This window comes from Paenibacillus sp. JT22N12, assembly GCF_056269365.1.
Map to the genome: position 1 here is coordinate 1 of NZ_JBWDNU010000022.1, position 22,245 is coordinate 22,245.

Sequence of the window (22,245 nt, forward strand, 5' to 3'; positions counted from 1 at the left end):
TTGACAGGTCGCTCATTGTTCAGTTTTCAAAGAACAAATGCTTCTTCAGTTAGGCACTATGTAACTTGGCCCTCTTTAGTAAGCTTATGTCGGCTGCCTCAGCGGCGACTTTTATAAGATACCATAGGCACTATCCACAATGCAAGCATTTTTTTTGAAATATTATGCACATGTGGATAATGGCCCGTTTTTAGCGGTATGTTCGCATATTTAGAGCGTAACGGGACAGTTCTTTTGAAGAGGCAATACGGGCATACATGCGGAAAACAACTTTGTACCGCTTGGCAATCGCTGCCTTAATATCGCCATCCAGCCGGGAATCGTTCAAATCGAGCAGCATTTCATCAAGTTCTTTGCGCAGGACATAGTCATATTCTTTGCATTCTTTGTCGTTGAACAATATTCCGAGCATAACCGGTAAGCAGCCCCCTTATATCGGTGTTACTTAAAACGGCGCCTTACGCATGTCGCGAAAGACGCCGCTTTATTGTTATGCTCAGATTTTGGGAATTTTATTACTTTCCGAGCAGCCAAAGTGTAAAGGTGCTCTCGATAACCGCCGCAATAAGCAGCAGACCTACAATGAAAACCATGGCAGGCAGCGTCCGCATGACGAACTGCTCCAAATCTTTGCCCCAGCCAGGGCGTTTGACAACCAATGATCCTATCCCTTTGAACATCATTGCACCAAATCGGAAGCCATAAGCGCAAGCGATAATGATGGCGGGAATTTCTATAATCCCATGTGGGAGAAGGCCTTTCATTAACATGATCATGGCATCTCCGCCCTGAGAAGCCGTAATGCTTGCAATATATCCAATCATCATGCCGTTGATGGCCAAGAATATGAAAGGAACGATACCCAGAATCGCTCCCAGATACATCACAATAATGGACTTGATGGCATTATTGAAGAAAATAAACACCATAAACCATAGAGTGGGGTTGCTGCTGTTATCAATGGTATCCGCCATCTGCTGGAGACCCGCCATTTGTCCCTGGATAAAGGAATCAAAACCGGGATTGGTAGCTCCTACGACAATACCGGCCAACATGATGACACAGCTGAAAATCAAATAATGGCGCATCGTACCCAAATGACGAAAAATTTCGCGCAAGCCATACATAGTGCTCACTCCTTTTTTGCATCTATTTTCGCATCTGTGACGAATAAGTTGGTGGTACGAGCATAGATTGTACTAGAACAAGCCTCAATCCAGAAAGGAGCGCCCAATCCAATGAACATGTTTTATGTAATAAACGGCCAAAGGTTGAAACGTTATTTTTTCATCGCGATCGGCATCATATTTGCAGTCGGCGTCATTTATGCGGAAAAGGACAACATCACGGTATTTTCTCCACAGCAGCCAGCCGCTATCTACAGCGTACCAACAGATAAGAAAGTAATTGCACTTACTTTTGACATCAGTTGGGGGGAGAAGCGGACCGAGCCTATTCTCGAAATATTGAAACAGAAAAATGTAACGGATGCTACGTTTTTCCTGTCTGCTCCCTGGAGTCAATCACATCCGGAAATCGTGAAGAAAATCGTTGACGCGGGATACGAAATTGGCAGTCATGGAAACAAGCATGAGAACTACAGTACACTTAATGATGATGAAATCCGAAAGCAAATCGAAACCGCTCATTCGGTTCTCACCCAAGTAACCGGCAAAACACCAACCTTGATTCGTTTACCTAACGGAGATTTTGACAAAAGGGTGCTGTCCATTGCCGAACAAATGAATTATAAAGTCATCCAATGGGACACCGATTCACTGGATTGGATGAACATCGGTACAGACAAAATTGTAAACCGCGTCGTAAGCAAAGCTCATCCGGGAGATATCGTTCTGATGCATGCCAGCGATTCTGTCAAACAAACCCATGAAGCGCTCCCTGCAATTATCGATCAGCTTCGTGAAAAGGGGTATGAATTCGTAACTGTCTCCGAACTGATCGCTCAAACCGAAGTGCAGGGCAAAACAGTTCAGGATAAACCGACCATGCTGCAGCAAATGGCTGCTTCTACAGGTTTTTAAAGAACAAATTTTGAAGAATTATACAGCCGATTTCGCATTTATTGCGGGGTCGGCTGTTCGTTTGCCCACAAGTCGGTGAAGCCACATAATTTGGTATGCATTGCAAACAAACATCGGAATCACCATAAATACGATAGCGCTCGGATTGCTTTCTTCCCCTGTCAGGGTCGGCCAAGATTCTAATATGGTTACCACGACCAATAAAAAAACTGTTGGAATAAATGCATGATTATTGGTTTGTTTCACTTTAAAATAGGCCACAAGCCACGCGGCTAAACCAAGAGCTACCGGCAACGACCAGAATATCCAATTATTTAAAAGCTCGCGATTTCCATACAAAATGTATCCAAGTCCGCCCAGCGCAAACAATGTTGTGTAGGCCTGCAGTGCATTCCATAAGTAACTTTTGCGAAGAACGCTTAGTGCGATGTAATTAAGCGTCAAATAAGCAAAAAAGCCCATTTGACTAAATGCGCCAAATAATAATCCTACCAGAAGCATCATAAGCGCATTAAATCCTGCTGCCTGAAGTCCCAAAAAACCAAAGGATTGGTCCGTCCATTGCATAATACTTCCAACTATCATGGTCACGACACCGCCAACCGCCATCGTGCTCCAGAACAGGAAAAACCATTTGCGTAAATTCACTCTTTCGTTCACTCCTCGGAAGGTTCATGCAAAACCATGTCAACCTTTATTTTACCACGTTCACAACAAAAAGCTATGTCGTGTCCATGATAATACCTTGAACATTGTCGCATACTATTCATGAACTACCACATGACAATTCAGCAATGAAGTCTTCAAAAGCCAATGAATTCTTAGTCAGAAAGGAGATGGGGTTAGCATGCTCAAACGCTTCGCGTTGATTGGTTACATGATTGCATTGACACTCATTATAACGAGCTGCGGATCCGAGCCTTCAGGTGGCGGATCAAGCGAGGCGGTCAGTTATAAAGATATGAAATCAATGGTTATTGACATACTGAAGACCGAAGATGCCCAAAAAGCACTTCAGGAATCCGCAATCGCCACAGGATCCGGAAGCTCGGGCTTTACGTCAAAATTGTTGTCTGTTCAGGATCAGGAGCAGGTCAGATTGGCAGTGAAGGAAACATTAGTCTCTCCTGATTATAATAAAGTCATTGAGCGGTTGATGCTTGATACCCGGTTTGCAGGAGAATTTGCCAATGCTGTAAACAAGCAAAACAAACAAATCCATAAGGATCTGCTGAAGGATCCATCCTATCAGAAAGATCTCATTCAAGTTCTAAAAAATCCGGAAATGGATAAAATGATTCTCGAAGTACTGCAGAGCACTCAATATCGTTCTCAGGTGATGACGATTATGCAGGAATCGATGTCCAGTCCAATTTTCCGATTGGAGATTCTGGATCTGCTGAAGAAGGCGGTTAAGGAAGAACTTAAACCTAAACCGGACGAGAAGGTGCAGAAACCTTCCGAGAAGGAAGGCCAAAGCGAAGAGGACTCTGGCGGCGGCGATATGTCCGATCAAGGCGGGGGCTAACTTTTAGTGAAAAATAAAAACCCGCTCGTACGGGATCCGGTTCCACCGGTTCCCATATAAGCGGGTTTTATATTTACAATCCAGGTATGGCTTCTGTTTCTTATGCTTCACATTTGGCAATAACTTTCTGGGCTATATCCGAATATAAACGGCCAATCTCCGTATCCGCTTTATAGACAGATGGAGAGAAGTCTTTCTCGGAAGGATGATTATCCGGCGCACCCAACGGGATTTGAGCCATTAACTCCGCATTCAGCGATTCCGCCAAACGTGCTCCTCCGCCGCGCCCGAACACATACTCCTTCTCGCCGCTTTTACTTTCAAAATAAGACATGTTCTCCACAATGCCAAGAATTTCATGCTCTGTTTTAATCGCCATGGCACCAGCCCGAGCAGCTACAAAGGCGGCTGTTGCATGAGGGGTAGTAACAATGATTTCTTTGCTTTGCGGGATCATTTGATGAACATCAAGCGCGACATCACCGGTACCCGGAGGCAAATCGAGCAGCAGATAGTCCAGCTCGCCCCACTCGATCTCTGCAAAAAAATTGCGCAGCATTTTGCCGAGCATGGGCCCGCGCCAAACGATCGGTGCATTGTCCTCAACAAAAAATCCCATCGACATGACACGAACACCGAATTTTTCAATGGGAATGACCCTTTCGTTTATCACTTCAGGTCTCTCCTCAATTCCCATCATATCCGGAACGCTAAACCCGTAAATATCGGCATCGACGATTCCGACTCTCTTCCCTTGGCGAGCAAGCGCAACGGCTAAATTAACGGTGACCGTAGACTTGCCTACACCGCCCTTGCCGCTGGCAACCGCGATAAATTGCACTCCGCTGCCCGCATGCAGCAGTGGGTGGGCTTCAAGACCAGCCGAATGGCCGCGTAAGGGTGCACGGTTCCCTTCCGAGCCGCCGGCTGATGCATTCTTCGATCCATCCACGCCTGCAGCGCCCTCCTCCGATGCTGCGGCCGTGCGGAAGCGGCTGTGAACCGTTTCTACTCCCAAACGTGCCATAGCCTCGCGCAGAGCCGCCTCAAACGCCGGCTGAGCCGCAGACTCGACGCCCTGAACGGTCAAAGAAACCTGACCCTCCTTCACCATTACATCACGGATGTTCACTTTGCCATCCTTGCTATATCGCACCGCTACAGCTTCAGCAGCTGAAATGGCTTCCTCACGAGTCAACATAAGTTCATCGTCACCTCATATTCAAATATATACGCAATACCGATCATAACGATATGTACATTATTGATTATATCACAAGAAGAACCAGCTATCGCCAGAGGAGATGTCCGGTACCGTTTTTTGCGGTGAAATATTATAAGCTAAGTATGGTGGACGCATATACTTATATTCAAAAAACCAACTCCTCCTTGCGGAGAAGCTGGCCATCTCGTTACGAGCCATTAGGAGTTCCCTTCCCCCATTTTTCTCCTGAGGAATAGCGAAGTATGCCTTGATACACGGAGGCCGCAACCATCTTTTGATAATTGGAATCCGCAAGACGACTTGCTTCGCCCGGATTTGAAAGAAATCCAACCTCGACCAGAGCACTGGGAATCTCTTCGGTAGCCTTCAACAGGTAAACCGTATTGACCTTGGCGGCCACCCGTTGGGTATTGTCCAGATTGCGTTTAATCTCCTCCTGGATGAAAGAAGCCAAAACCGCATTATCAGGATGATTGGGATAAAAGAAGGTTTGAGCGCCAGACCATTTTGGTGAAGGTATGCTGTTCATATGGATACTGATGAGCATTGAGGCGTTCTGTTCCTTCACGAATTGAGCGCGCCTCAGGAGATCCTCTGTTTTTCTTTTGCTGATTTTCTGGGTTCCTTCATTAGCCAGATCATAATCACCTTCACGCGTCATGACGACAACCGCACCGGATTGCTGCAAGTAGTCGCGAAGCTGCAGCGCAATCGCAAGATTGAGATCCTTCTCAACCGCTCCCTGTTTACTGACCGCTCCTCCGTCAACACCGCCGTGCCCTGCATCAATGGCAATAATTTTCCCGGAAAGCGGCATGGTCCAGTACGTCCATGTACGGGTCGCAGGCACTTCCTGCGTCAGCAAAAGAACCGTCAACAATACAACCGACATGCCAGCCACGATGCGTAAGGCTCCACGATATGTAATCCAGACAACGAATCGGTTACGAAAACCGCGCATACAAAAAACCACCCCAATCCCCAACAATGATAACGCAAGAGGCATGTCTTGCCTGCTCTCTTATCATCTTATGGGACGAGGTGGTCGGTTATGCGAATATCAGTTGTCCAATACAAATTGTTACTAACTAATTCACAGGCTGCTCTGACATGCCTTCGATCAGAATTTGAGCAACTTCCGGACGAGAGAACTCTGGAGGCGGACATATCCCGTCACGAAGCAGAGCGCGAACCTTGGTGCCTGACAGCGTCAGGTGATGCTCTTTATCATGCGGACATGTTTTGCTGGATGCCATGTTGCCGCATTTCTTACAGAAGAAGCTGTGCTCAAAATAAAGCGGCGTTATGCCGAGCTCCTCCGCAGAGAAGGTGCGAAGCAACTCCTGAGCCTCGTAAGTCCCGTAGTAATCACCAACACCCGCATGATCACGGCCCACAATGAAATGCGTGCAGCCATAGTTTTTACGAACCATTGCATGAAAGATAGCTTCCCTTGGTCCCGCATAACGCATCGCCGCTGGAAAAACACCAAGAAACACTCGATCCTTCGGATAATAATTCTCAAGCAAGGCAACGTAGCTCTTCATCCGCACATTAGCTGGCACGTCATCCGATTTGGTTTCGCCTACCAACGGATTCAGAAAAAGTGCATCGACAATTTCCATTGCACATTTTTGGATATATTCATGAGCCCGGTGAACGGGATTGCGAGTCTGGAATCCCACGATGGTTTTCCACCCGTTATCCGCGAAGATCTTACGGGTCTCGGCAGGATCGAAATAAAACTCATTAAACTTTTCCGGCTGAGGGCGGTTGATAACGGTTATGGGTCCACCAACATAAGTGGAAGGACGACCAAACAATTTGGCTACTCCGGGATGTTCTTGATCATCGGTTTTGAAAACATTAATGGCCTCAAGGTTCTGATCCACTTTGTAGATGCTCTCGATATCGATTACACCGTAAAGCACGCCATCTTCACCTTTCAGTGCCGCACGAGTCCCTACAGAGAGCTCTGCCGCCTTCTCATCCTCAACAGATAAAGTGATCGGAATACTCCACACAATGCCGTTAGCAAGACGCATTTTCTCTACAACAGAGTGATAATCGGCTTCGTTCAGGAAACCCGTGAGCGGCGAAAAAGCTCCAACACCAATTAAATCAAGATCAGATACAGCCCAGGTATTAATAACAATGGATGACAAGGTTGCCGCTTCCGCAACTAACGCATCACGCTGTGCTCCAGTGGCGATTCGATTGATGAGTTCGCCGCCATGCGGCTTTATGCTGCTCATTTATACAAGTGCCTCCCTTATTTATGCAATCCGCATTCTGTTTTTTCTTGTCCCGCCCAACGACCGGCACGCGGGTCCTCACCCGGCATGACCTGACGCGTGCAATGCTCGCAGCCAATGCTTGGATAGTTATTATCATGCAGCGGGTTGTAATAAATATTATTCGTCCGGATATACTCCCAAACGTCTTCGGAAGTCCAGCTTGCGATTGGGTTGAATTTCACCAGACCAAACTTGGTGTCATACTCCACTTTTTTGGAATTGGCACGCGTCGGCGCCTGATCGCGGCGAATACCGGTGATCCAAGCTTCGTATTTGGACAAAATTTTGGTCAAAGGCTGCACTTTTCGAATATTGCAGCATTGATTGGCATCACTTTTCCAAAGCTCATCCCCGAATTGTTTAGCCTGCTGCTCTGGTGTAATCTCCGGTTTAACTTCAACAAAGTTCATGCCGTAAATTTCTTTCATCTTATCTCTTGTTTCATAGGTTTCTTTGAAGTGAAAATCGGTATCCAAGTAAAACACGTCTGTACTTGCGCTGATTTTTTGCAGCATATCAACGATAACTACATCCTCCGCACCAAAACTGCAGGCAAACGTAATGTTCGGAAAGGTTTCGATGGCAAATTTAATAATTTCCTGCGGTGATGCGTTTTCCAATTCCACTGCTTTTTGCGTTATAAGTGCTTCTTTCTCAAAAAGGTTCATATCTAATGCCTCCATTAACGAATTCCTAGTAAAGTGATCTACTTTAAATTATACGTCTAATGATGGTATTGTTCAATGACTTAAATGAGCCAATATGAAGAAAAATACCCCCTCTGGCCAGCAGAAGGGGCATTTTTCGTTGATTCGTTTAACGTTTCGAGAACTGAGGCGCGCGACGAGCCGCTTTAAGTCCGTATTTCTTACGTTCTTTCATACGTGGGTCACGTGTCAGGAAGCCTGCACGCTTCAGAGCTGGACGGAATTCAGGGTCTGCTTTGAGCAGAGCGCGTGAAATACCATGACGGATGGCTCCGGCTTGACCGGAAATACCGCCGCCATGAGCAAGTACCAGTACATCGTACTTGTCCGTTGTATCTGTAAGATTAAGCGGTTGTTTCACGATCAGTTTAAGTGTTTCGAGACCAAAATACTCATTGAGGTCACGTTTATTGATAATGATTCGTCCTTCACCCGGCACAAGGCGTACACGTGCAACAGAGTGTTTGCGACGACCGGTTCCATAGTATTGAACTTGAGCCATGAAACTGTCCTCCCTCTAATTATCCGCGAAGTTCATAGACTTCCGGGTTTTGTGCTTGATGTGGGTGTTCCGATCCGGCATAAACTTTAAGTTTAAGCTTCATTTTGTCACCCAGACGGTTCTTCGGAAGCATGCCGTGAATGGCAAATTCCAGTACACGTTCTGGAGTTTTGTTGATCATATCCTGAGCACTAGTTACTCTCAATCCGCCCGGATACATGGAGTGACGGTAGTACAGCTTGTTTTGAAGCTTCTTACCTGTCAGATGAATTTTCTCTGCGTTGATTACTACAACGAAGTCGCCTGTGTCAACGTGCGGTGTGAATTCTGGTTTGTGCTTGCCGCGGATTAATGCAGCTGCTTCGCTTGCAAGACGACCCAGTGTTTTACCTTCCGCATCAATGACGTACCATTTGCGTTCAACTTCATTTGGCTTAGCCATATAGGTGGTGCGCATGGATGATCCTCCTTCTTCATTAAAACAACCGTTCTCATGTATGAAGAAACGATGTCGTTTCATCGATTCATTAACTTGTTTGATATACAATTTGGATGGCCAACTTAGTCGGGGCTGTGGGAGAGCCACTAAGAAAGCACAAGTTATATTTTACTATATACAGAACATAAGCGCAAGCATAATGTTTGGGCTATTTTTCGGTATGATTGCAGCTATTCCAAGTACTCCACTTCCCACAAATTCAGACCATGTGCCATGGCGGTCGGTCCGGCAGCAGAACGGTCCCGGGCTTCAAGAATAACAGAGACATCATCCGCAGTGAGTTTGCCTTCTCCTACAAGCAGCAGCGTCCCTGTAATGACCCGTACCATGTTGTATAAAAACCCGCCGCCTGAGATAAAAAGATCCAGCTTGCCGTCTTCCTCGTCAATACGCGCTTCATATACGGTACGTATATGCGTTGTCTTGGTTGAACGTCTGGATGTAAAGGAACTGAAGTCATGTGTGCCTACAAGGGCAGCCAAGCCTTTACGCATCTCGTCAACACGTAGAGGTGTAGGATGATGAAATCGGTAACGTCGTTCGAACACGTCCGGGAACTTATTCATATCAATTGAATAACGATACGTCTTGCGCTTGGCGGAATAGCTGGAATGAAACCCCGGCTCCACTTCATCCACGCTGCGGATAACGATGTCTGTCGGCAGTCTCGTATTAAGAGCAATCGCCCAACGCTCAACCGGAATTGCCGCTGCTGTGTGAAAATTAAATACTTGCCCGCGCGCGTGAACGCCGGCATCCGTTCTTCCGGAACCGATGATATGAACCTCTTCGCCGCTTAGCTTCTTGATGGTATCCTGAATCACATCCTGGATCGTATTTCCGCCAGGCTGCGTTTGAAAGCCATAATAGCGGGTACCGTCATAGCTGACGACCACCCTCAGATTCCGCATCCCACACCTCCTCTCCGACAAGTTGCTCAGCTGATATTGCGCGTATAGCGCGCGTATGGCGATTGTTCAGTTCTCTGTTAGTTTCTAAATCTGTTCTTGCTCCAGCTTGAACTGCTGGCAGGTCAGTCGTTGTTACTAGATGTGTTGGCTTTTGTTGATCAGCTGTTGCTTATGTTTGTCTTGTTACTCTATTGTTTGTCTGCTCTATTGCTTGTCGGTCTGCAACAAACAAACTGCTCTGTATCTTTGCCATAAAGGCTGCAAGCCTTTAAAGACACGGCAGCGAGTTCAACAGCTATATAGAGGTAGAGGCTTCTCCAACCATACCACCGATAGTCAGTATAATTTCCAGACATACTGGTGCAGCGAGAAGAATCGTAGGGCACAGAAGGGCCGAAGAGCTTACTTCCTGCCTTCCTGCCTTTGTCCACATGTGATTACCTTATCATTCAATTCAATATCATACGTGGACAACAGTATCAGCCGCCCCTTCTTTAGCTCGTACCGAAGGCTCGTCCGAGCCGAGTCGCATTTAATGGCACAAAAAAAAGGTGGCCGCAAGGTCCACCCTTTCGTTTGTTTACGCGCGGTCCACGAGTTCCAAATAAACCATTGGTGCCGCGTCTCCGCGACGAGGTCCCAATTTCAAAATACGTGTGTATCCGCCCGGACGTTCCGAGTAACGGGTAGCCAGCTCGGAAAACAGTTTTTGTATTGCATCTTGCTCGCCATCGATTGATTCGCGACGTACAAAAGCAGCTACTTGACGACGAGCGTGAAGATCACCGCGTTTAGCAAGCGTGATCAGCTTCTCTGCGATCGGGCGAAGCTCTTTCGCTTTCGCTTCAGTCGTTTGAATCCGCTCATACAGGAACAAGTCAGTGCAAAGATCGCGGAATAATGCTTTACGCGAACTAGCGTCACGGCTCAATTTTGAATATGCCATCGATTTTCCCTCCTTTATTCTTCCATACGGAGGCCAAGACCGAGTTCTTCGAGCTTCTCTTGAACTTCCTCTAAAGACTTGCGTCCAAGGTTGCGGACTTTCATCATGTCTTCTTCGGTTTTCGTTATCAGCTCTTGAACGGTGTTGATGCCTGCACGCTTGAGACAATTGTAAGAACGTACGGAGAGATCGAGTTCTTCAATCGTCATCTCTAGTACTTTTTCTTTTTTGTCTTCTTCTTTTTCCACCATGATTTCGGCATCCTTGGCTTCATCCGTAAGTCCCACGAACAAATCAAGATGCTCGGTCAAAATTTTGGCGCCGAGGCTAACAGCCTCTTCCGGCCTGATGCTGCCATCGGTCCAAACTTCCAATGTCAGCTTATCATAGTTCGTTACTTGGCCAACGCGGGTGTTCTCAACCGTATAGTTGACGCGCGTAATTGGCGTGTAGATCGAATCGACCGGGATTACACCAATCGGCTGATCTTCCCGTTTGTTACGATCCGCTTGAACGTAACCGCGTCCGCGATTGGCGAATACACGCATATGAAGCCGTGCACCGGAAGCCAGAGTAGCGACATGAAGATCAGGGTTTAAAATTTCGACATCGCTATCAGCGCGAATATCGCCCGCCGTAACGTTGCCATCGCCTTCAGCGTCAATCTCCAATACCTTCTCTTCGTCGGAATGGATTTTGAGTGAAAGCCCTTTGAGGTTCAGAATGATCTCGGTTACGTCCTCCATCACACCTGGAACCGTCGAGAATTCATGAAGCACGCCGTCGATCTGAACTGATGTTACAGCAGCACCCGGCAATGACGACAACAGGATTCTGCGTAGCGAGTTCCCGAGCGTCGTCCCGTATCCGCGTTCCAACGGTTCAACTACGAAACGTCCGTAAGTGCCTTCCTCGTTCAGCTCTACGGTTTCGATTTTCGGCTTTTCGATCTCAATCACTAATAGTCCCCTCCTTCAAAACGTCGCTCCGTTACCATGATCGCAATTGAAGTCTAATCATGTAGTATGCCAAACCTTCACAACCATTATTCACAAGTTGTCGATATTTGATACCACACCCGACTAGACTATACGCGACGACGTTTCGGCGGACGGCATCCGTTATGCGGAACAGGCGTTACGTCCTTAATGAGGTTAACTTCAAGACCAGCTGCCTGCAGGGAGCGGATTGCCGCTTCACGACCTGCACCTGGACCTTTAACCATGACTTCAACTGCTTTCATACCATGCTCCATTGCAGCTTTGGCAGCGGATTCGGCAGCCATTTGAGCTGCGAAAGGCGTACTTTTACGGGAACCTTTGAAACCAAGGTTGCCTGAGCTTGCCCAAGAGATCGCGTTGCCGTGCGGATCAGTGATAGTAACAATCGTGTTATTGAACGTTGAACGGATGTGTGCCACGCCCGATTCAATATTTTTACGGTCACGACGTTTTGTACGAACCGCTTTTTTCGGTTTTGCCATTTGAGTTATCCCCCCTTGTTATTTCTTCTTGTTCGCTACAGTCCGACGAGGACCTTTACGCGTACGAGCATTGGTTTTCGTCCGTTGACCACGAACCGGAAGACCACGACGGTGACGAACACCGCGGTAGCAGCCAATTTCGATCAGACGTTTGATGTTAAGAGAAATTTCACGACGAAGGTCGCCTTCCACCTTAACGGATTTATCAATCGTTTCGCGGAGTTTGCTGACTTCATCTTCAGTCAGGTCGCGAACGCGTGTCTGTTCACTGATCCCTGTAGTACTCAGAATCTTGTGGGCAGTTGTTGTGCCGATACCAAAAATGTAGGTCAGAGCAATGACGACGCGTTTATCACGCGGTAAGTCTACACCAGCAATACGTGCCATGTACCGTTATCCCTCCTTTATCCTTGTTTTTGTTTGTGTTTCGGATTTTCACAAATCACCATTACATTGCCTTTGCGGCGAATGACTTTGCATTTTTCGCAGATCGGCTTGACCGAAGGTCTGACCTTCATTGTGATTACCTCCCGAATTCTTTCGTTAGCAAAACCGTATACCGGCTTACTTCCGATAGGTAATGCGTCCTCTAGATAGATCATAAGGCGACAACTGGATGACCACTTTATCTCCTGTCAGGATACGGATAAAATGCATTCTTAGTTTACCCGATACATGAGCCAGAATTTGGTGTCCATTTTCCAGTTCAACCTTGAACATGGCGTTAGGCAGCGGTTCAATTACCGTACCTTCAACTTCAATGACATCTTCTTTAGCCACAGTCAATCTCCTTTCCCTTGCGCTGCTTTCTGAATCGCAAAACGCAGCTTAGCATTCGTAACACGGCCGGTTTCCCGCATGCTGTCCGTCACTTCATGACTGACGACCGGCTGCATCCTTAGATGCAGTACGTTCTTCTTCTTCGGTTGATCGAAGCGCCGCTTGTCACCGTCTGCGATAAGGACGAATTTCTCATCGACGATGCCGATAATAACAGCATAGCCGCCTTCTTCCTTACCACGCAGTATCTGGACTATGCGGCCGATTTCCGGCATATGTTCCAATGCGTTCAACCTGCCTGCTCCCTTGGTAGGGTTAATATTTCACAGCCATCTGCCGTCACGGCCACAGTATGCTCAAAATGTGCGCACCATGAACCGTCTTCGGTAACGACCGTCCAATTATCCTCCAGCGTACGTACGTAACGCTCCCCGATGTTGACCATCGGTTCAATCGCGAGCACCATGCCCGGTTTGAGCCTGGGCCCATGATTGGGCATGCCGTAATTCGGAATCTGTGGCTCTTCATGGAGGCTGGCTCCAATGCCGTGACCAACATATTCACGAACAACGGAGAAGCCAGCAGCTTCGATCACTTGTTGAATCGCATGCGAGATCGTAAACAACCGAACATCCGGTTTAACGAGCGCCAGACCAGCATAAAGTGACTCTTCCGTCACTTCCAACAGCCTGTTCGTCTGCTCACTGATACTGCCTACGCCGTAGGTCCAGGCGGAATCACCATGGTAACCTTTGTACTGCGCACCAATATCGATGCTGATAATGTCGCCATCATTCAGTTTACGTGAGCCCGGAATTCCATGTACCAGCTCTTCATTGACAGAAGCGCAAATGCTGGCAGGAAATTGATTGTATCCTTTAAAAGATGGAATGGCATTTTGACTGCGGATGTAAGTTTCCGCGATCCCGTCCAATTCCTTGGTCGTAATACCAGGACGAATGGATTGTTTCAACAACCGGTGCGTTTCGGCAACGATTCGGCCAGCTTCTCTCATATATTGCAATTCCGACTCGGATTTGCATATAATCATTCGGCTGTTCCCCGTAGAGCAGAAACAATCTCCGTCGTTACTTCATCAATCTCTCTCTCTCCGTCCACCTCGCGCAGGATCCCTTTGCCCGAGTAATAATCCAGAAGAGGAGCTGTTTTTGAAATGTACTCGTCAAGACGAGTACCGACTTTCGCTTCCGTATCGTCTGACCTCTGATACAGCTCGCCGCCGCATTTATCGCAAATGCCTTCTTGCTTTGGCGGATTGAACATAATGTGGTAGGTCGCACCACAAGATTTACAAATGCGGCGACCGGTCAGACGCGCAAGCAGCAGACCGCGGTCAACTTTTAAGTTAACAACATGGTCAATGCTTCGACCCATTTCAGCAAGCATACCATCCAAAGCCTCGGCTTGCTGTAGTGTCCGTGGAAAGCCGTCTAGCAGGAATCCTTTTTGGCAATCTTCAAGCTGCAGACGTTCACGAACGATTCCGTTCGTAATTTCGTCCGGTACGAGAAGACCTTGATCGACGTATTCTTTAGCCTTCTGTCCCAGAGGCGTGCCTTGTTTCATGGCCAGTCGGAACGCGTCACCCGTAGAGATATGTGGAATTCCGAAGGTATCCACTATTCTCTCGGCCTGCGTACCTTTACCGGCGCCTGGAGGGCCCATGAATAAAATGTTCATTAGCGTGTTCCTCGCTTTAAGCACAATAGGCTCTAAGCGGGTTCCGTTACGCTATAACTTGAACGGAAGCCCGATTTTGAACCTATCGTTATTTATTGATAAACCCTTTATAGTGGCGCTTGATCAATTGGGTCTCGATTTGTTTCATCGTATCAAGCGCAACGCCGATAACGATAAGCAGCGAGGTTCCGCCGAGTCTGACATCTGCCGGCAAGCCAGCCATTTTACCGAATATAACCGGCAAAATTGAGATGAGTGCCAAGAATATCGCACCACTCAGTGTGATTCTGGACATGACTCGTGTGATATAAGAAGAGGTTGGCTTACCAGGGCGTATGCCTGGAATGTAGCCTCCATTTTTCTTCATCTGGTCAGCCATTTGTACCGGATTAATCTGTACAAAGGTATAGAAGAACGTGAATGCCAGAATCAATATTACATACAGTACCATACCCAGAGGCGCGTCATATGTCAAATTATCCTTCACCCATACCGCCCAGCCATGTGTTGACCAGAACTGTGAGATGGTAACGGGAAATAACAAAAGCGATGACGCGAAGATGACCGGAATTACGCCTGCTCCGTTCACTTTCAGCGGAATGTGTGTAGATTGACCACCGTACATTTTACGTCCAACTACGCGTTTAGCATACTGAACCGGTATTTTTCTAATTCCCTGTTGGACAAAGATAACCCCAACTACGATCGCGACTATAACGATGAGAAGAACAACCACTTTTATGATGTTAAGAAAAAGGGTGTCTCCAGCATCAACAAACTCTTGTGTATAGATAGATCGAATGTGCCGCGGAATGGAAGCAACGATACCGGCAAAGATCAGGACCGAGATCCCGTTACCGATACCTTTCTCCGTTATCTGCTCACCGAGCCACATAAGGAAGGCTGTACCTGCTGTCAGGACGATGGCTATCATCAGATAGTCACCAAACGCTGCACCTGGAATCATTTCGTACTGGTATTGACGGTTAAATCCAATCGCCGTACCGAAACCTTGAATTAACCCTAGTACGATCGTACCATAACGTGTAATTTGTGCAAGCTTGCGTTTTCCATTTTCTCCTTCTTTTGCCCACTCGGCAAATTTAGGAATGACATCCATCGACAATAATTGCACGATGATGGAAGCCGTAATGTAAGGCATAATTCCAATCGCGAAAATCGAGAACTGGAACAATGCTCCACCTGAGAATGTATTCAGCAAACCAAACAAATCAGCTCCGGACTGGTCAACACTCTTAAATACATCTTTATTGACGCCTGGCACCGGAATAAAGGAACCAATCCGGTAAACGAGCAAGATGAACAATGTGAACAAAATCCGCTTGCGAAGGTCTTCCACTTTCCAAATGTTGGACACGGTCTTGAACAATTAGATCACCTCGGTTTTACCGCCGGCAGCCTGGATTTTCTCTACCGCAGATTGAGAGAATTTGTTTGCTTTTACCGTAAGCTGAACAGTGATATCGCCATTGCCGAGAACTTTAATACCACTCTGCGGGTTTTTGACAATTCCTTGCTCGATAAGCAACTCTGGCGTGATTTCAGTGCCGGCTGCAAAATTGTTCAACTCATCGATGTTCACAATCGCATACTCTTTACGGAATGGGTTGTTAAAGCCGCGTTTAGGAACACGACGATACAACGGGTTTTGTCCGCCTTCGAAACCTGGACGAACACCACCGCCGGAACGGGCGTTCTGACCTTTGTGACCACGACCAGCTGTTTTGCCGTTACCGCTACCGATACCCCGACCTTTACGGAATGCTTCTTTGCGGGATCCTGGTGCTGGTGTGAGCTCATGCAATTTCATCGTAGGTTGCACCTCCTTATAATTTCTTGTGCCGCAAGCGGCACTATATCTTATACTTCCTCAACTTTGACCATATGGCTGACAGTGTTCACCATACCACGGACTGCCGGGTTATCATTATGGACAACCGATTGACGAATTTTACGCAGTCCGAGCGATTGAATCGTTGCACGTTGCTTCTCGTTACGACCAATCAGGCTGCGAACGAGGGTGATCTGCAATTTTGCCATCGTGTTCCCCTCCTTAACCTAAAAGCTCTTGTACGGTTTTTCCACGCAGTTTGGCAACATCTTCAGCGCGTTTCAGGCGGGAAAGCCCTTCAAGCGTTGCGTTAACCATATTCATGGAGTTCGAAGAACCCAGTGATTTTGTAAGAATGTCGCCTACTCCTGCAAGCTCAAGAACGGCACGAACAGGACCGCCTGCAATCACTCCGGTACCTTCCGATGCCGGTTTGAGCAATACGCGTCCTGCGCCAAAATGTCCAAGAACCAGATGCGGGATCGTTGTCTTAACAAGTGGTACATGGATCAGGTTTTTCTTGGCATCGTCGATGCCTTTGCGGATGGCATCCGGAACTTCGCCCGCTTTGCCGATTCCTGCGCCCACATATCCTTTGCCGTCTCCGACAACTACAAGCGCGCTAAAGCTGAAACGGCGTCCGCCTTTTACAACTTTGGATACGCGGTTGATTTGAACTACTTTCTCAGTCAGTTCTAAAGTATTCGGATCTATACGCAAGTCGTTTTACCTCCTTATTAAGGTTTCTCAATTAGAATTGAAGTCCAGCTTCGCGAGCCGCATCAGCCAGAGCCTGTATTCTACCATGGTACAAGTATCCACCGCGATCGAAAACGACTTTCTCAACGCCTATCGCTTTCGCGCGTTCAGCGATGAGCTCACCGATTTTGCGAGCCGATTCAACGTTGCCGCCGTTGCCTACGTCAGTAACTTCTTTATCCAGCGTAGAAGCCGATGCAATCGTTACACCTTGAACATCATCAATCAGTTGTGCATAGATGTGTTTGGAGGAACGGAATACAGCAAGACGCGGACGCTGCACGGTTCCATTGATTTTCTTACGAACACGCAGGTGACGTTTCAAACGCGCTTTGTTTTTATCGCCTTTTGTAATCATTCGTTGTACACTCCTTTCTTACTGTCCTTTATGATGCTATCCGATTAAACAGCTGCAAGAGCTGTTTATTTTTTCTTACCGGCTTTACCTTCTTTACGAATAATGCGCTCACCTTCGTACTTGATCCCTTTGCCTTTATACGGCTCTGGTTCACGTACAGAACGGATTTTTGCAGCAGTTGCGCCAACGAGTTCTTTGTCGATACCACGAACGATGATCTTGGTGTTCGAAGGAACGTCAAACTCGATGCCGCCTTCAGGCGTGATTTCAACCGGATGGGAGTATCCAACGTTAAGGACAACTTTGTCACCGGCCTTGCTTGCACGGTAACCAACGCCCACGAGCTCCAGTGATTTCGTGAAACCTTCAGTTACGCCACTCACCATATTAGCGATAACGCTGCGCGTTGTGCCATGCAGGGAGCGGTGCAATTTATTGTCAGTCGGACGTTCGATTGTGATTACGCTGTCCTCCACAACCACTTTCATGTCCTTGTGAATCGTGCGGCTCAGCGAACCTTTCGGTCCTTTTATTGTAATAAAGCTGTTGTCCAAGTCGATGTTTACGCCACCTGGTACTTGGATCGGTTTACGGCCAATACGAGACATTGTTACACCTCCAATCGTTGTGACAGTTTCTTACCAAACGTAGCAGACGACTTCGCCGCCCGATTTCACTTGGCGTGCTTCTTTATCGGTCATAACCCCTTTAGACGTTGAAATGATTGCCATTCCAAGACCGCCTAGAACACGAGGGACTTCAGTGCTTTTCGTGTAAACGCGCAGTCCCGGTTTGCTGATACGTTTCAGCCCGGTAATGACACGTTCTTGATTGGGACCGTATTTCAAAAAGATACGGATAATCCCTTGTTTGCTATCTTCGATATACTCAGCGTCGCGGATAAAGCCCTCGCGTTTCAAAATTTCTGCGATTTGCTTCTTCACCTTCGAAGCAGGCATTTCAACCGTCTCATGACGCACAACGTTTGCGTTTCGGATACGCGTGAGCATATCTGCAATCGGATCAGACATAACCATTGTGAGAACCTCCTTCCCGATACTTAAGCTGATTACCAGCTTGCTTTTTTAACGCCAGGAATCTGGCCTTTGTATGCTAATTCACGGAAACAAATCCGACAAATTTTAAACTTTTGCAAAACGGAATGCGGACGGCCGCAACGCTCACAGCGTGTATAAGCTTGCACTTTGAATTTCGGTGTGCGCTGTTGCTTGATCTTCATCGAAGTTTTTGCCACTTGGTAGTACCTCCTGTGGATTACTTCGCAAACGGCATGCCCATTTGGGTCAGCAGTTCACGAGCCTCTTCGTCCGTTTTTGCCGTCGTGACGATGACGACGTCCATACCACGCACTTTATCAACTTTATCATACTCGATCTCCGGGAAGATAAGTTGTTCTTTCAAGCCGAGTGTATAGTTACCACGACCATCAAACGCTTTGTTCGATACGCCGCGGAAGTCGCGAACGCGTGGGAGCGTTACGTTAAACAGTTTATCAAGGAAATAGTACATGCGCTCGCCGCGCAATGTAACTTTAACCCCGATTGGCATATTTTCGCGAAGTTTAAAACCAGCGATGGATTTCTTCGCGCGTGTGACTACCGGCTTCTGTCCGGAAATCAAGCGAAGGTCTTCAACAGCAGTGTCAAGCACTTTGGAGTTGGAAACAGCCTCACCAACACCCATGTTGATAACAATTTTCTCGATTTTCGGCACTTGCATGACGGTGGTGTAATCAAATTTCTGCATCAAAGCAGGTGTAATGTCATTCAGGAAACGATCTTTCAATCTTGTTGTAGCCATGTAACGTGGACCTCCTTTCCGCTATCGGTCAATTAATCGATTACCTCACCGGATTTTTTAGCGACCCGGACTTTTTTACCGTTGTTGAGCGTTTTGTATCCGATACGGGTTACTTTACCGCTCTTCGGATCAATGTGCATAACATTTGAAACGTGAATTGGCGCTTCCTGCTCGATAATTCCACCCTGCGGGTTAAGCTGGGAAGGACGAGTATGCTTCTTCACCATGTTTACGCCTTCGATGAGAACACGATTTTCTCGTGGATACGCAGCAATGACGCGGCCTTTCTTGCCTTTGTCTTTACCGGTAATGACCATGATCGTGTCATCTTTTTTGACGTGCAATTTATTGTTATGGGACTCTAACACTTTTTTCAAGCGTGGCATGAGTTACACCTCCTGCATTCTTGCGTATAGTTCGCAAGATGATTTCTTAGATAACTTCCGGTGCAAGCGATACGATTTTCATAAAGTCACGATCGCGAAGTTCACGAGCAACTGGTCCGAAAATACGTGTACCGCGCGGGCTTTTGTCTTCCTTTACGATAACCGCTGCATTCTCATCAAATGAGATGTATGAACCGTCTTTACGGCGAACCGCACGCTTCGTACGTACGATAACCGCTTTAACAACATCACCTTTTTTGACAACGCCACCTGGTGTTGCTTGTTTAACGGAACAAACGATCAAATCGCCGATATGGCCTACACGACGCCCAGTACCGCCCAGTACACGAATGCACATCAATTCTTTCGCGCCAGAGTTGTCAGCAACGGCCAAACGCGTAAATGGTTGAATCATTTCAACGTCCTCCTTCCGTCCAAATGCTTAAAAACAAGCATTTTTACAAAATAATAGCTGCTTCAACGATTTCGACAAGGCGGAACCGTTTGTCTTTTGAAAGCGGACGAGTCTCCATAACCTTGACAGTATCGCCAATCTTAGCTTGGTTGTTCTCATCATGTGCTTTGAATTTCTTCGTGTATTTGATGCGTTTATGGTAAAGATCATGCTTTTTGTAGGTTTCTACAGCAATCACGATGGTTTTATCCATTTTGTCGCTCACGACTTTTCCGATTTGAACTTTGCGCGCATTACGTTCGCTCATTGTTCATCCTCCTTTCTTACGATAGAACCTGCATATCGTTCCCGGGATAGGAGCAGTTAGCTGCTAATTCCGAGTTCTCTTTCATGAAGAATGGTTTTGGCACGAGCGATATCCTTCCGCACATCACGAATACGTGTCGGGTTTTCCAATTGACCAGTGGCCAACTGAAAACGAAGGTTAAAAAGCTCCTCTTTAAAACCATTCACTTTTTGTTCAAGCTCAGCAGAGGTTAGGTTGCGAAATTCATTAGCTTTCATTTGCTTCACCACCCACTTCTTCACGTTTCACGAACTTCGTTTTGATTGGAAGCTTGTGAGCGGCAAGACGCATTGCTTCGCGAGCGATTTCTTCCGAAACACCTGCAAGTTCAAACAATACTTTGCCTGGTTTTACAACAGCTACCCACTTCTCAACGTTACCTTTACCGCTACCCATCCGAACTTCAAGCGGCTTTTGTGTAATTGGCTTAGCAGGGAAAATTTTAATCCAAACTTTACCGCCACGTTTGATATAACGAGTCATTGCAATACGGGCAGCTTCGATTTGACGGTTGGTAATCCATGATGGCTCCAGCGCTTGGAGGCCGAATTCACCGAAATGAACTTCAGTACCGCCTTTAGCGCGACCTTTCATGTGACCACGTTGTTGTTTACGGTGTTTGACACGTTTTGGCACCAACATTGATTAGTTGCCTCCTTCCTGGGGAGCAGCAGCTTTCTTCTTCGTAGGAAGGACTTCGCCACGATAGATCCATACTTTTACGCCAATGAGGCCGTAAGTGGTATGTGCTTCAGCTGTACCGTAGTCAATATCGGCACGAAGCGTATGAAGCGGCACTGTGCCTTCGCTGTATCCTTCCGAACGCGCGATTTCCGCACCGCCCAGACGACCGCTGACTGCTGTTTTAATTCCTTTTGCTCCGGAACGAATAGTCCGTTGAATGGATTGTTTCATAGCACGACGGAACGATACACGACGCTCAAGCTGTTGAGCAATGCTTTCAGCAACAAGAATTGCGTCCAGCTCCGGATGCTTGATTTCAGAAATGTTGATGTGTACTTTTTTGCCTTTGGAGATTTTAGCAAGCTCGGAGCGAAGGTTTTCAACCTCGGAACCGCCTTTACCAATAACCATACCAGGCTTGGCTGTATAGATTGTTACGTTAACGCGATTTGCAGCACGCTCGATTTCAAAGCGGGATACAGCCGCATCTCTCAATTTGTTCTTGAGATACTCACGGATTTTGACATCTTCCATAAGCAGCTCGCCGAAATCCTTGCCTGCGAACCATTTGGATTCCCAGTCACGGATAATACCGATACGTAGACCAACCGGATTTACCTTTTGTCCCACACGTTGTCCCTCCTTATTTTTCGGATACCACCAAAGTAATGTGGCTGGTTCTTTTATTAATCCGACTTGCACGACCCATGGCGCGCGGACGGAAACGTTTCATTGTTGGTCCTTGGTTTACAAAAACCTGAGCAACGACCAGCTTGTTTATATCCAATTGGTAATTGTGTTCCGCATTTGCAATAGCGGAGTTAAGCAGCTTCTCCACGATTGGGGAAGCGGATCTTGGCGTATGGCGCAAAATCGCGATTGCTTCGCCGACTTGCTTGCCGCGAATCAAATCCACAACCAGCTGTGCTTTGCGAGGTGCAATGCGGACGTGGTTAGCGCTCGCTTTAGCTTCTTGCATCGTTGAACCTCCTCTCGATCGTTC

The 22,245-nt window shown here is 47.1% G+C and carries 37 protein-coding genes; 2 read left to right on the top strand and 35 right to left on the bottom strand.

Features of this window, described 5'->3' with window-relative positions; genetic code table 11:
• Positions 1 to 190: 190 nt before the first annotated feature.
• Both AC0YOA_RS36080 and AC0YOA_RS36085 read right to left on the bottom strand, forming a co-directional pair.
• A complete protein-coding gene (locus tag AC0YOA_RS36080) occupies positions 191 to 412 on the bottom strand; it encodes a hypothetical protein (protein ID WP_475790655.1) in 222 nt (73 codons plus the stop codon).
• A gap of 103 nt (positions 413 to 515) precedes the next feature.
• Positions 516 to 1,127, bottom strand: a complete 612-nt coding sequence (locus AC0YOA_RS36085) for a stage II sporulation protein M (RefSeq protein ID WP_475790656.1) — start codon at positions 1,125 to 1,127, stop codon at positions 516 to 518.
• A gap of 111 nt (positions 1,128 to 1,238) precedes the next feature.
• Between AC0YOA_RS36085 and pdaB the strand changes: the two genes are divergently transcribed.
• Positions 1,239 to 2,042 carry a polysaccharide deacetylase family sporulation protein PdaB gene (gene pdaB, locus AC0YOA_RS36090; RefSeq protein WP_210046644.1) on the top strand — a complete coding sequence of 268 codons (804 nt, stop codon included), beginning with the start codon at positions 1,239 to 1,241 and terminating at the stop codon, positions 2,040 to 2,042.
• Between the two features lie 18 nt (positions 2,043 to 2,060).
• Here pdaB and AC0YOA_RS36095 read toward each other — a convergent pair whose 3' ends face one another.
• Positions 2,061 to 2,690 (bottom strand): KinB-signaling pathway activation protein, encoded by a 630-nt coding sequence (locus AC0YOA_RS36095; protein WP_475790657.1) that lies wholly within the window; start codon positions 2,688 to 2,690, stop codon positions 2,061 to 2,063.
• Between the two features lie 199 nt (positions 2,691 to 2,889).
• On the opposite strand from AC0YOA_RS36095, the gene gerD reads away from it, so the two are divergent.
• Positions 2,890 to 3,570: a spore germination lipoprotein GerD gene (gerD, locus tag AC0YOA_RS36100; protein WP_475790658.1), complete on the top strand. Its 681-nt coding sequence runs from the start codon at positions 2,890 to 2,892 to the stop codon at positions 3,568 to 3,570.
• Positions 3,571 to 3,670: 100 nt separating this feature from the next.
• On the opposite strand, the gene AC0YOA_RS36105 is transcribed toward gerD, so the two are convergent.
• The 32 genes from AC0YOA_RS36105 to rplV all read right to left on the bottom strand — a co-directional run bounded on the left by AC0YOA_RS36105 (position 3,671) and on the right by rplV (position 22,221).
• Positions 3,671 to 4,771 carry an Mrp/NBP35 family ATP-binding protein gene (locus AC0YOA_RS36105; protein WP_475790659.1) on the bottom strand — a complete coding sequence of 367 codons (1,101 nt, stop codon included), beginning with the start codon at positions 4,769 to 4,771 and terminating at the stop codon, positions 3,671 to 3,673.
• 211 nt (positions 4,772 to 4,982) lie between these two features.
• Positions 4,983 to 5,756: an N-acetylmuramoyl-L-alanine amidase CwlD gene (cwlD, locus tag AC0YOA_RS36110; protein WP_475790660.1), complete on the bottom strand. Its 774-nt coding sequence runs from the start codon at positions 5,754 to 5,756 to the stop codon at positions 4,983 to 4,985.
• A 127-nt stretch (positions 5,757 to 5,883) separates the two neighbouring features.
• Positions 5,884 to 7,050, bottom strand: coding sequence for a sulfate adenylyltransferase (gene sat, locus AC0YOA_RS36115; RefSeq protein ID WP_475790661.1), 1,167 nt, complete (start codon positions 7,048 to 7,050; stop codon positions 5,884 to 5,886).
• Positions 7,051 to 7,067: 17 nt separating this feature from the next.
• Complete coding sequence (locus AC0YOA_RS36120) at positions 7,068 to 7,760, bottom strand: phosphoadenylyl-sulfate reductase (RefSeq protein WP_475790662.1); 693 nt, start codon at positions 7,758 to 7,760, stop codon at positions 7,068 to 7,070.
• A 148-nt stretch (positions 7,761 to 7,908) separates the two neighbouring features.
• Complete coding sequence (gene rpsI, locus AC0YOA_RS36125; protein WP_210046651.1) at positions 7,909 to 8,301, bottom strand: 30S ribosomal protein S9; 393 nt, start codon at positions 8,299 to 8,301, stop codon at positions 7,909 to 7,911.
• Positions 8,302 to 8,320: 19 nt separating this feature from the next.
• Positions 8,321 to 8,758, bottom strand: coding sequence for a 50S ribosomal protein L13 (gene rplM, locus AC0YOA_RS36130; RefSeq protein WP_475772683.1), 438 nt, complete (start codon positions 8,756 to 8,758; stop codon positions 8,321 to 8,323).
• Between the two features lie 212 nt (positions 8,759 to 8,970).
• Entirely contained in the window at positions 8,971 to 9,711 is a 741-nt protein-coding gene (gene truA, locus AC0YOA_RS36135; protein ID WP_475790663.1) for a tRNA pseudouridine(38-40) synthase TruA, read from the bottom strand.
• A 580-nt stretch (positions 9,712 to 10,291) separates the two neighbouring features.
• Complete coding sequence (gene rplQ / locus AC0YOA_RS36140; RefSeq protein WP_189000425.1) at positions 10,292 to 10,657, bottom strand: 50S ribosomal protein L17; 366 nt, start codon at positions 10,655 to 10,657, stop codon at positions 10,292 to 10,294.
• 14 nt (positions 10,658 to 10,671) lie between these two features.
• Positions 10,672 to 11,616: a DNA-directed RNA polymerase subunit alpha gene (locus tag AC0YOA_RS36145; protein ID WP_210046654.1), complete on the bottom strand. Its 945-nt coding sequence runs from the start codon at positions 11,614 to 11,616 to the stop codon at positions 10,672 to 10,674.
• Between the two features lie 128 nt (positions 11,617 to 11,744).
• Entirely contained in the window at positions 11,745 to 12,140 is a 396-nt protein-coding gene (gene rpsK / locus AC0YOA_RS36150) for a 30S ribosomal protein S11 (RefSeq protein ID WP_125663943.1), read from the bottom strand.
• 18 nt (positions 12,141 to 12,158) lie between these two features.
• The gene (rpsM, locus tag AC0YOA_RS36155; RefSeq protein ID WP_210046655.1) at positions 12,159 to 12,527 is read right to left on the bottom strand and encodes a 30S ribosomal protein S13; all 369 of its coding nucleotides are present in this window, start codon (positions 12,525 to 12,527) and stop codon (positions 12,159 to 12,161) included.
• Between the two features lie 17 nt (positions 12,528 to 12,544).
• Positions 12,545 to 12,658 (bottom strand): 50S ribosomal protein L36, encoded by a 114-nt coding sequence (gene rpmJ / locus AC0YOA_RS36160; RefSeq protein ID WP_003333770.1) that lies wholly within the window; start codon positions 12,656 to 12,658, stop codon positions 12,545 to 12,547.
• A gap of 46 nt (positions 12,659 to 12,704) precedes the next feature.
• A complete protein-coding gene (gene infA / locus AC0YOA_RS36165; protein WP_015847200.1) occupies positions 12,705 to 12,920 on the bottom strand; it encodes a translation initiation factor IF-1 in 216 nt (71 codons plus the stop codon).
• A gap of 2 nt (positions 12,921 to 12,922) precedes the next feature.
• On the bottom strand, positions 12,923 to 13,195 hold the full coding sequence (locus AC0YOA_RS36170; protein WP_210046703.1) for a KOW domain-containing RNA-binding protein: 273 nt from the start codon (positions 13,193 to 13,195) through the stop codon (positions 12,923 to 12,925).
• 14 nt (positions 13,196 to 13,209) lie between these two features.
• Positions 13,210 to 13,971 carry a type I methionyl aminopeptidase gene (gene map / locus AC0YOA_RS36175; protein WP_210046656.1) on the bottom strand — a complete coding sequence of 254 codons (762 nt, stop codon included), beginning with the start codon at positions 13,969 to 13,971 and terminating at the stop codon, positions 13,210 to 13,212.
• The gene (locus AC0YOA_RS36180; protein WP_210046657.1) at positions 13,968 to 14,621 is read right to left on the bottom strand and encodes an adenylate kinase; all 654 of its coding nucleotides are present in this window, start codon (positions 14,619 to 14,621) and stop codon (positions 13,968 to 13,970) included. Before AC0YOA_RS36180 ends, map begins: the two co-directional genes overlap by 4 nt.
• Before the next feature lie 88 nt (positions 14,622 to 14,709).
• A complete protein-coding gene (gene secY, locus AC0YOA_RS36185; RefSeq protein ID WP_210046658.1) occupies positions 14,710 to 16,011 on the bottom strand; it encodes a preprotein translocase subunit SecY in 1,302 nt (433 codons plus the stop codon).
• The gene (gene rplO, locus AC0YOA_RS36190; protein WP_210046659.1) at positions 16,012 to 16,452 is read right to left on the bottom strand and encodes a 50S ribosomal protein L15; all 441 of its coding nucleotides are present in this window, start codon (positions 16,450 to 16,452) and stop codon (positions 16,012 to 16,014) included. It abuts the gene before it with no gap.
• 50 nt (positions 16,453 to 16,502) lie between these two features.
• Positions 16,503 to 16,682, bottom strand: coding sequence for a 50S ribosomal protein L30 (gene rpmD / locus AC0YOA_RS36195; RefSeq protein ID WP_189000446.1), 180 nt, complete (start codon positions 16,680 to 16,682; stop codon positions 16,503 to 16,505).
• 13 nt (positions 16,683 to 16,695) lie between these two features.
• Entirely contained in the window at positions 16,696 to 17,193 is a 498-nt protein-coding gene (rpsE, locus tag AC0YOA_RS36200) for a 30S ribosomal protein S5 (protein WP_210046660.1), read from the bottom strand.
• A 31-nt stretch (positions 17,194 to 17,224) separates the two neighbouring features.
• Positions 17,225 to 17,590 carry a 50S ribosomal protein L18 gene (gene rplR / locus AC0YOA_RS36205; protein WP_475790664.1) on the bottom strand — a complete coding sequence of 122 codons (366 nt, stop codon included), beginning with the start codon at positions 17,588 to 17,590 and terminating at the stop codon, positions 17,225 to 17,227.
• A 65-nt stretch (positions 17,591 to 17,655) separates the two neighbouring features.
• On the bottom strand, positions 17,656 to 18,198 hold the full coding sequence (rplF, locus tag AC0YOA_RS36210) for a 50S ribosomal protein L6 (protein WP_210046662.1): 543 nt from the start codon (positions 18,196 to 18,198) through the stop codon (positions 17,656 to 17,658).
• 30 nt (positions 18,199 to 18,228) lie between these two features.
• Positions 18,229 to 18,627, bottom strand: coding sequence for a 30S ribosomal protein S8 (gene rpsH / locus AC0YOA_RS36215; RefSeq protein WP_189000457.1), 399 nt, complete (start codon positions 18,625 to 18,627; stop codon positions 18,229 to 18,231).
• A 32-nt stretch (positions 18,628 to 18,659) separates the two neighbouring features.
• The gene (locus tag AC0YOA_RS36220; RefSeq protein ID WP_169281342.1) at positions 18,660 to 18,845 is read right to left on the bottom strand and encodes a type Z 30S ribosomal protein S14; all 186 of its coding nucleotides are present in this window, start codon (positions 18,843 to 18,845) and stop codon (positions 18,660 to 18,662) included.
• Between the two features lie 20 nt (positions 18,846 to 18,865).
• The gene (gene rplE, locus AC0YOA_RS36225; RefSeq protein WP_210046663.1) at positions 18,866 to 19,411 is read right to left on the bottom strand and encodes a 50S ribosomal protein L5; all 546 of its coding nucleotides are present in this window, start codon (positions 19,409 to 19,411) and stop codon (positions 18,866 to 18,868) included.
• Positions 19,412 to 19,443: 32 nt separating this feature from the next.
• Positions 19,444 to 19,797 (bottom strand): 50S ribosomal protein L24, encoded by a 354-nt coding sequence (rplX, locus tag AC0YOA_RS36230; protein WP_210046664.1) that lies wholly within the window; start codon positions 19,795 to 19,797, stop codon positions 19,444 to 19,446.
• A gap of 46 nt (positions 19,798 to 19,843) precedes the next feature.
• Entirely contained in the window at positions 19,844 to 20,212 is a 369-nt protein-coding gene (rplN, locus tag AC0YOA_RS36235; protein WP_210046665.1) for a 50S ribosomal protein L14, read from the bottom strand.
• 43 nt (positions 20,213 to 20,255) lie between these two features.
• Positions 20,256 to 20,519 carry a 30S ribosomal protein S17 gene (rpsQ, locus tag AC0YOA_RS36240; protein WP_189000461.1) on the bottom strand — a complete coding sequence of 88 codons (264 nt, stop codon included), beginning with the start codon at positions 20,517 to 20,519 and terminating at the stop codon, positions 20,256 to 20,258.
• Between the two features lie 56 nt (positions 20,520 to 20,575).
• Positions 20,576 to 20,776 (bottom strand): 50S ribosomal protein L29, encoded by a 201-nt coding sequence (gene rpmC / locus AC0YOA_RS36245; protein WP_210046666.1) that lies wholly within the window; start codon positions 20,774 to 20,776, stop codon positions 20,576 to 20,578.
• Complete coding sequence (gene rplP / locus AC0YOA_RS36250) at positions 20,766 to 21,200, bottom strand: 50S ribosomal protein L16 (protein WP_210046667.1); 435 nt, start codon at positions 21,198 to 21,200, stop codon at positions 20,766 to 20,768. Before rplP ends, rpmC begins: the two co-directional genes overlap by 11 nt.
• 3 nt (positions 21,201 to 21,203) lie before the next feature.
• Positions 21,204 to 21,872: a 30S ribosomal protein S3 gene (gene rpsC, locus AC0YOA_RS36255; protein WP_210046668.1), complete on the bottom strand. Its 669-nt coding sequence runs from the start codon at positions 21,870 to 21,872 to the stop codon at positions 21,204 to 21,206.
• 13 nt (positions 21,873 to 21,885) lie between these two features.
• Positions 21,886 to 22,221, bottom strand: coding sequence for a 50S ribosomal protein L22 (gene rplV, locus AC0YOA_RS36260; RefSeq protein ID WP_210046669.1), 336 nt, complete (start codon positions 22,219 to 22,221; stop codon positions 21,886 to 21,888).
• Positions 22,222 to 22,245: the final 24 nt, after the last annotated feature.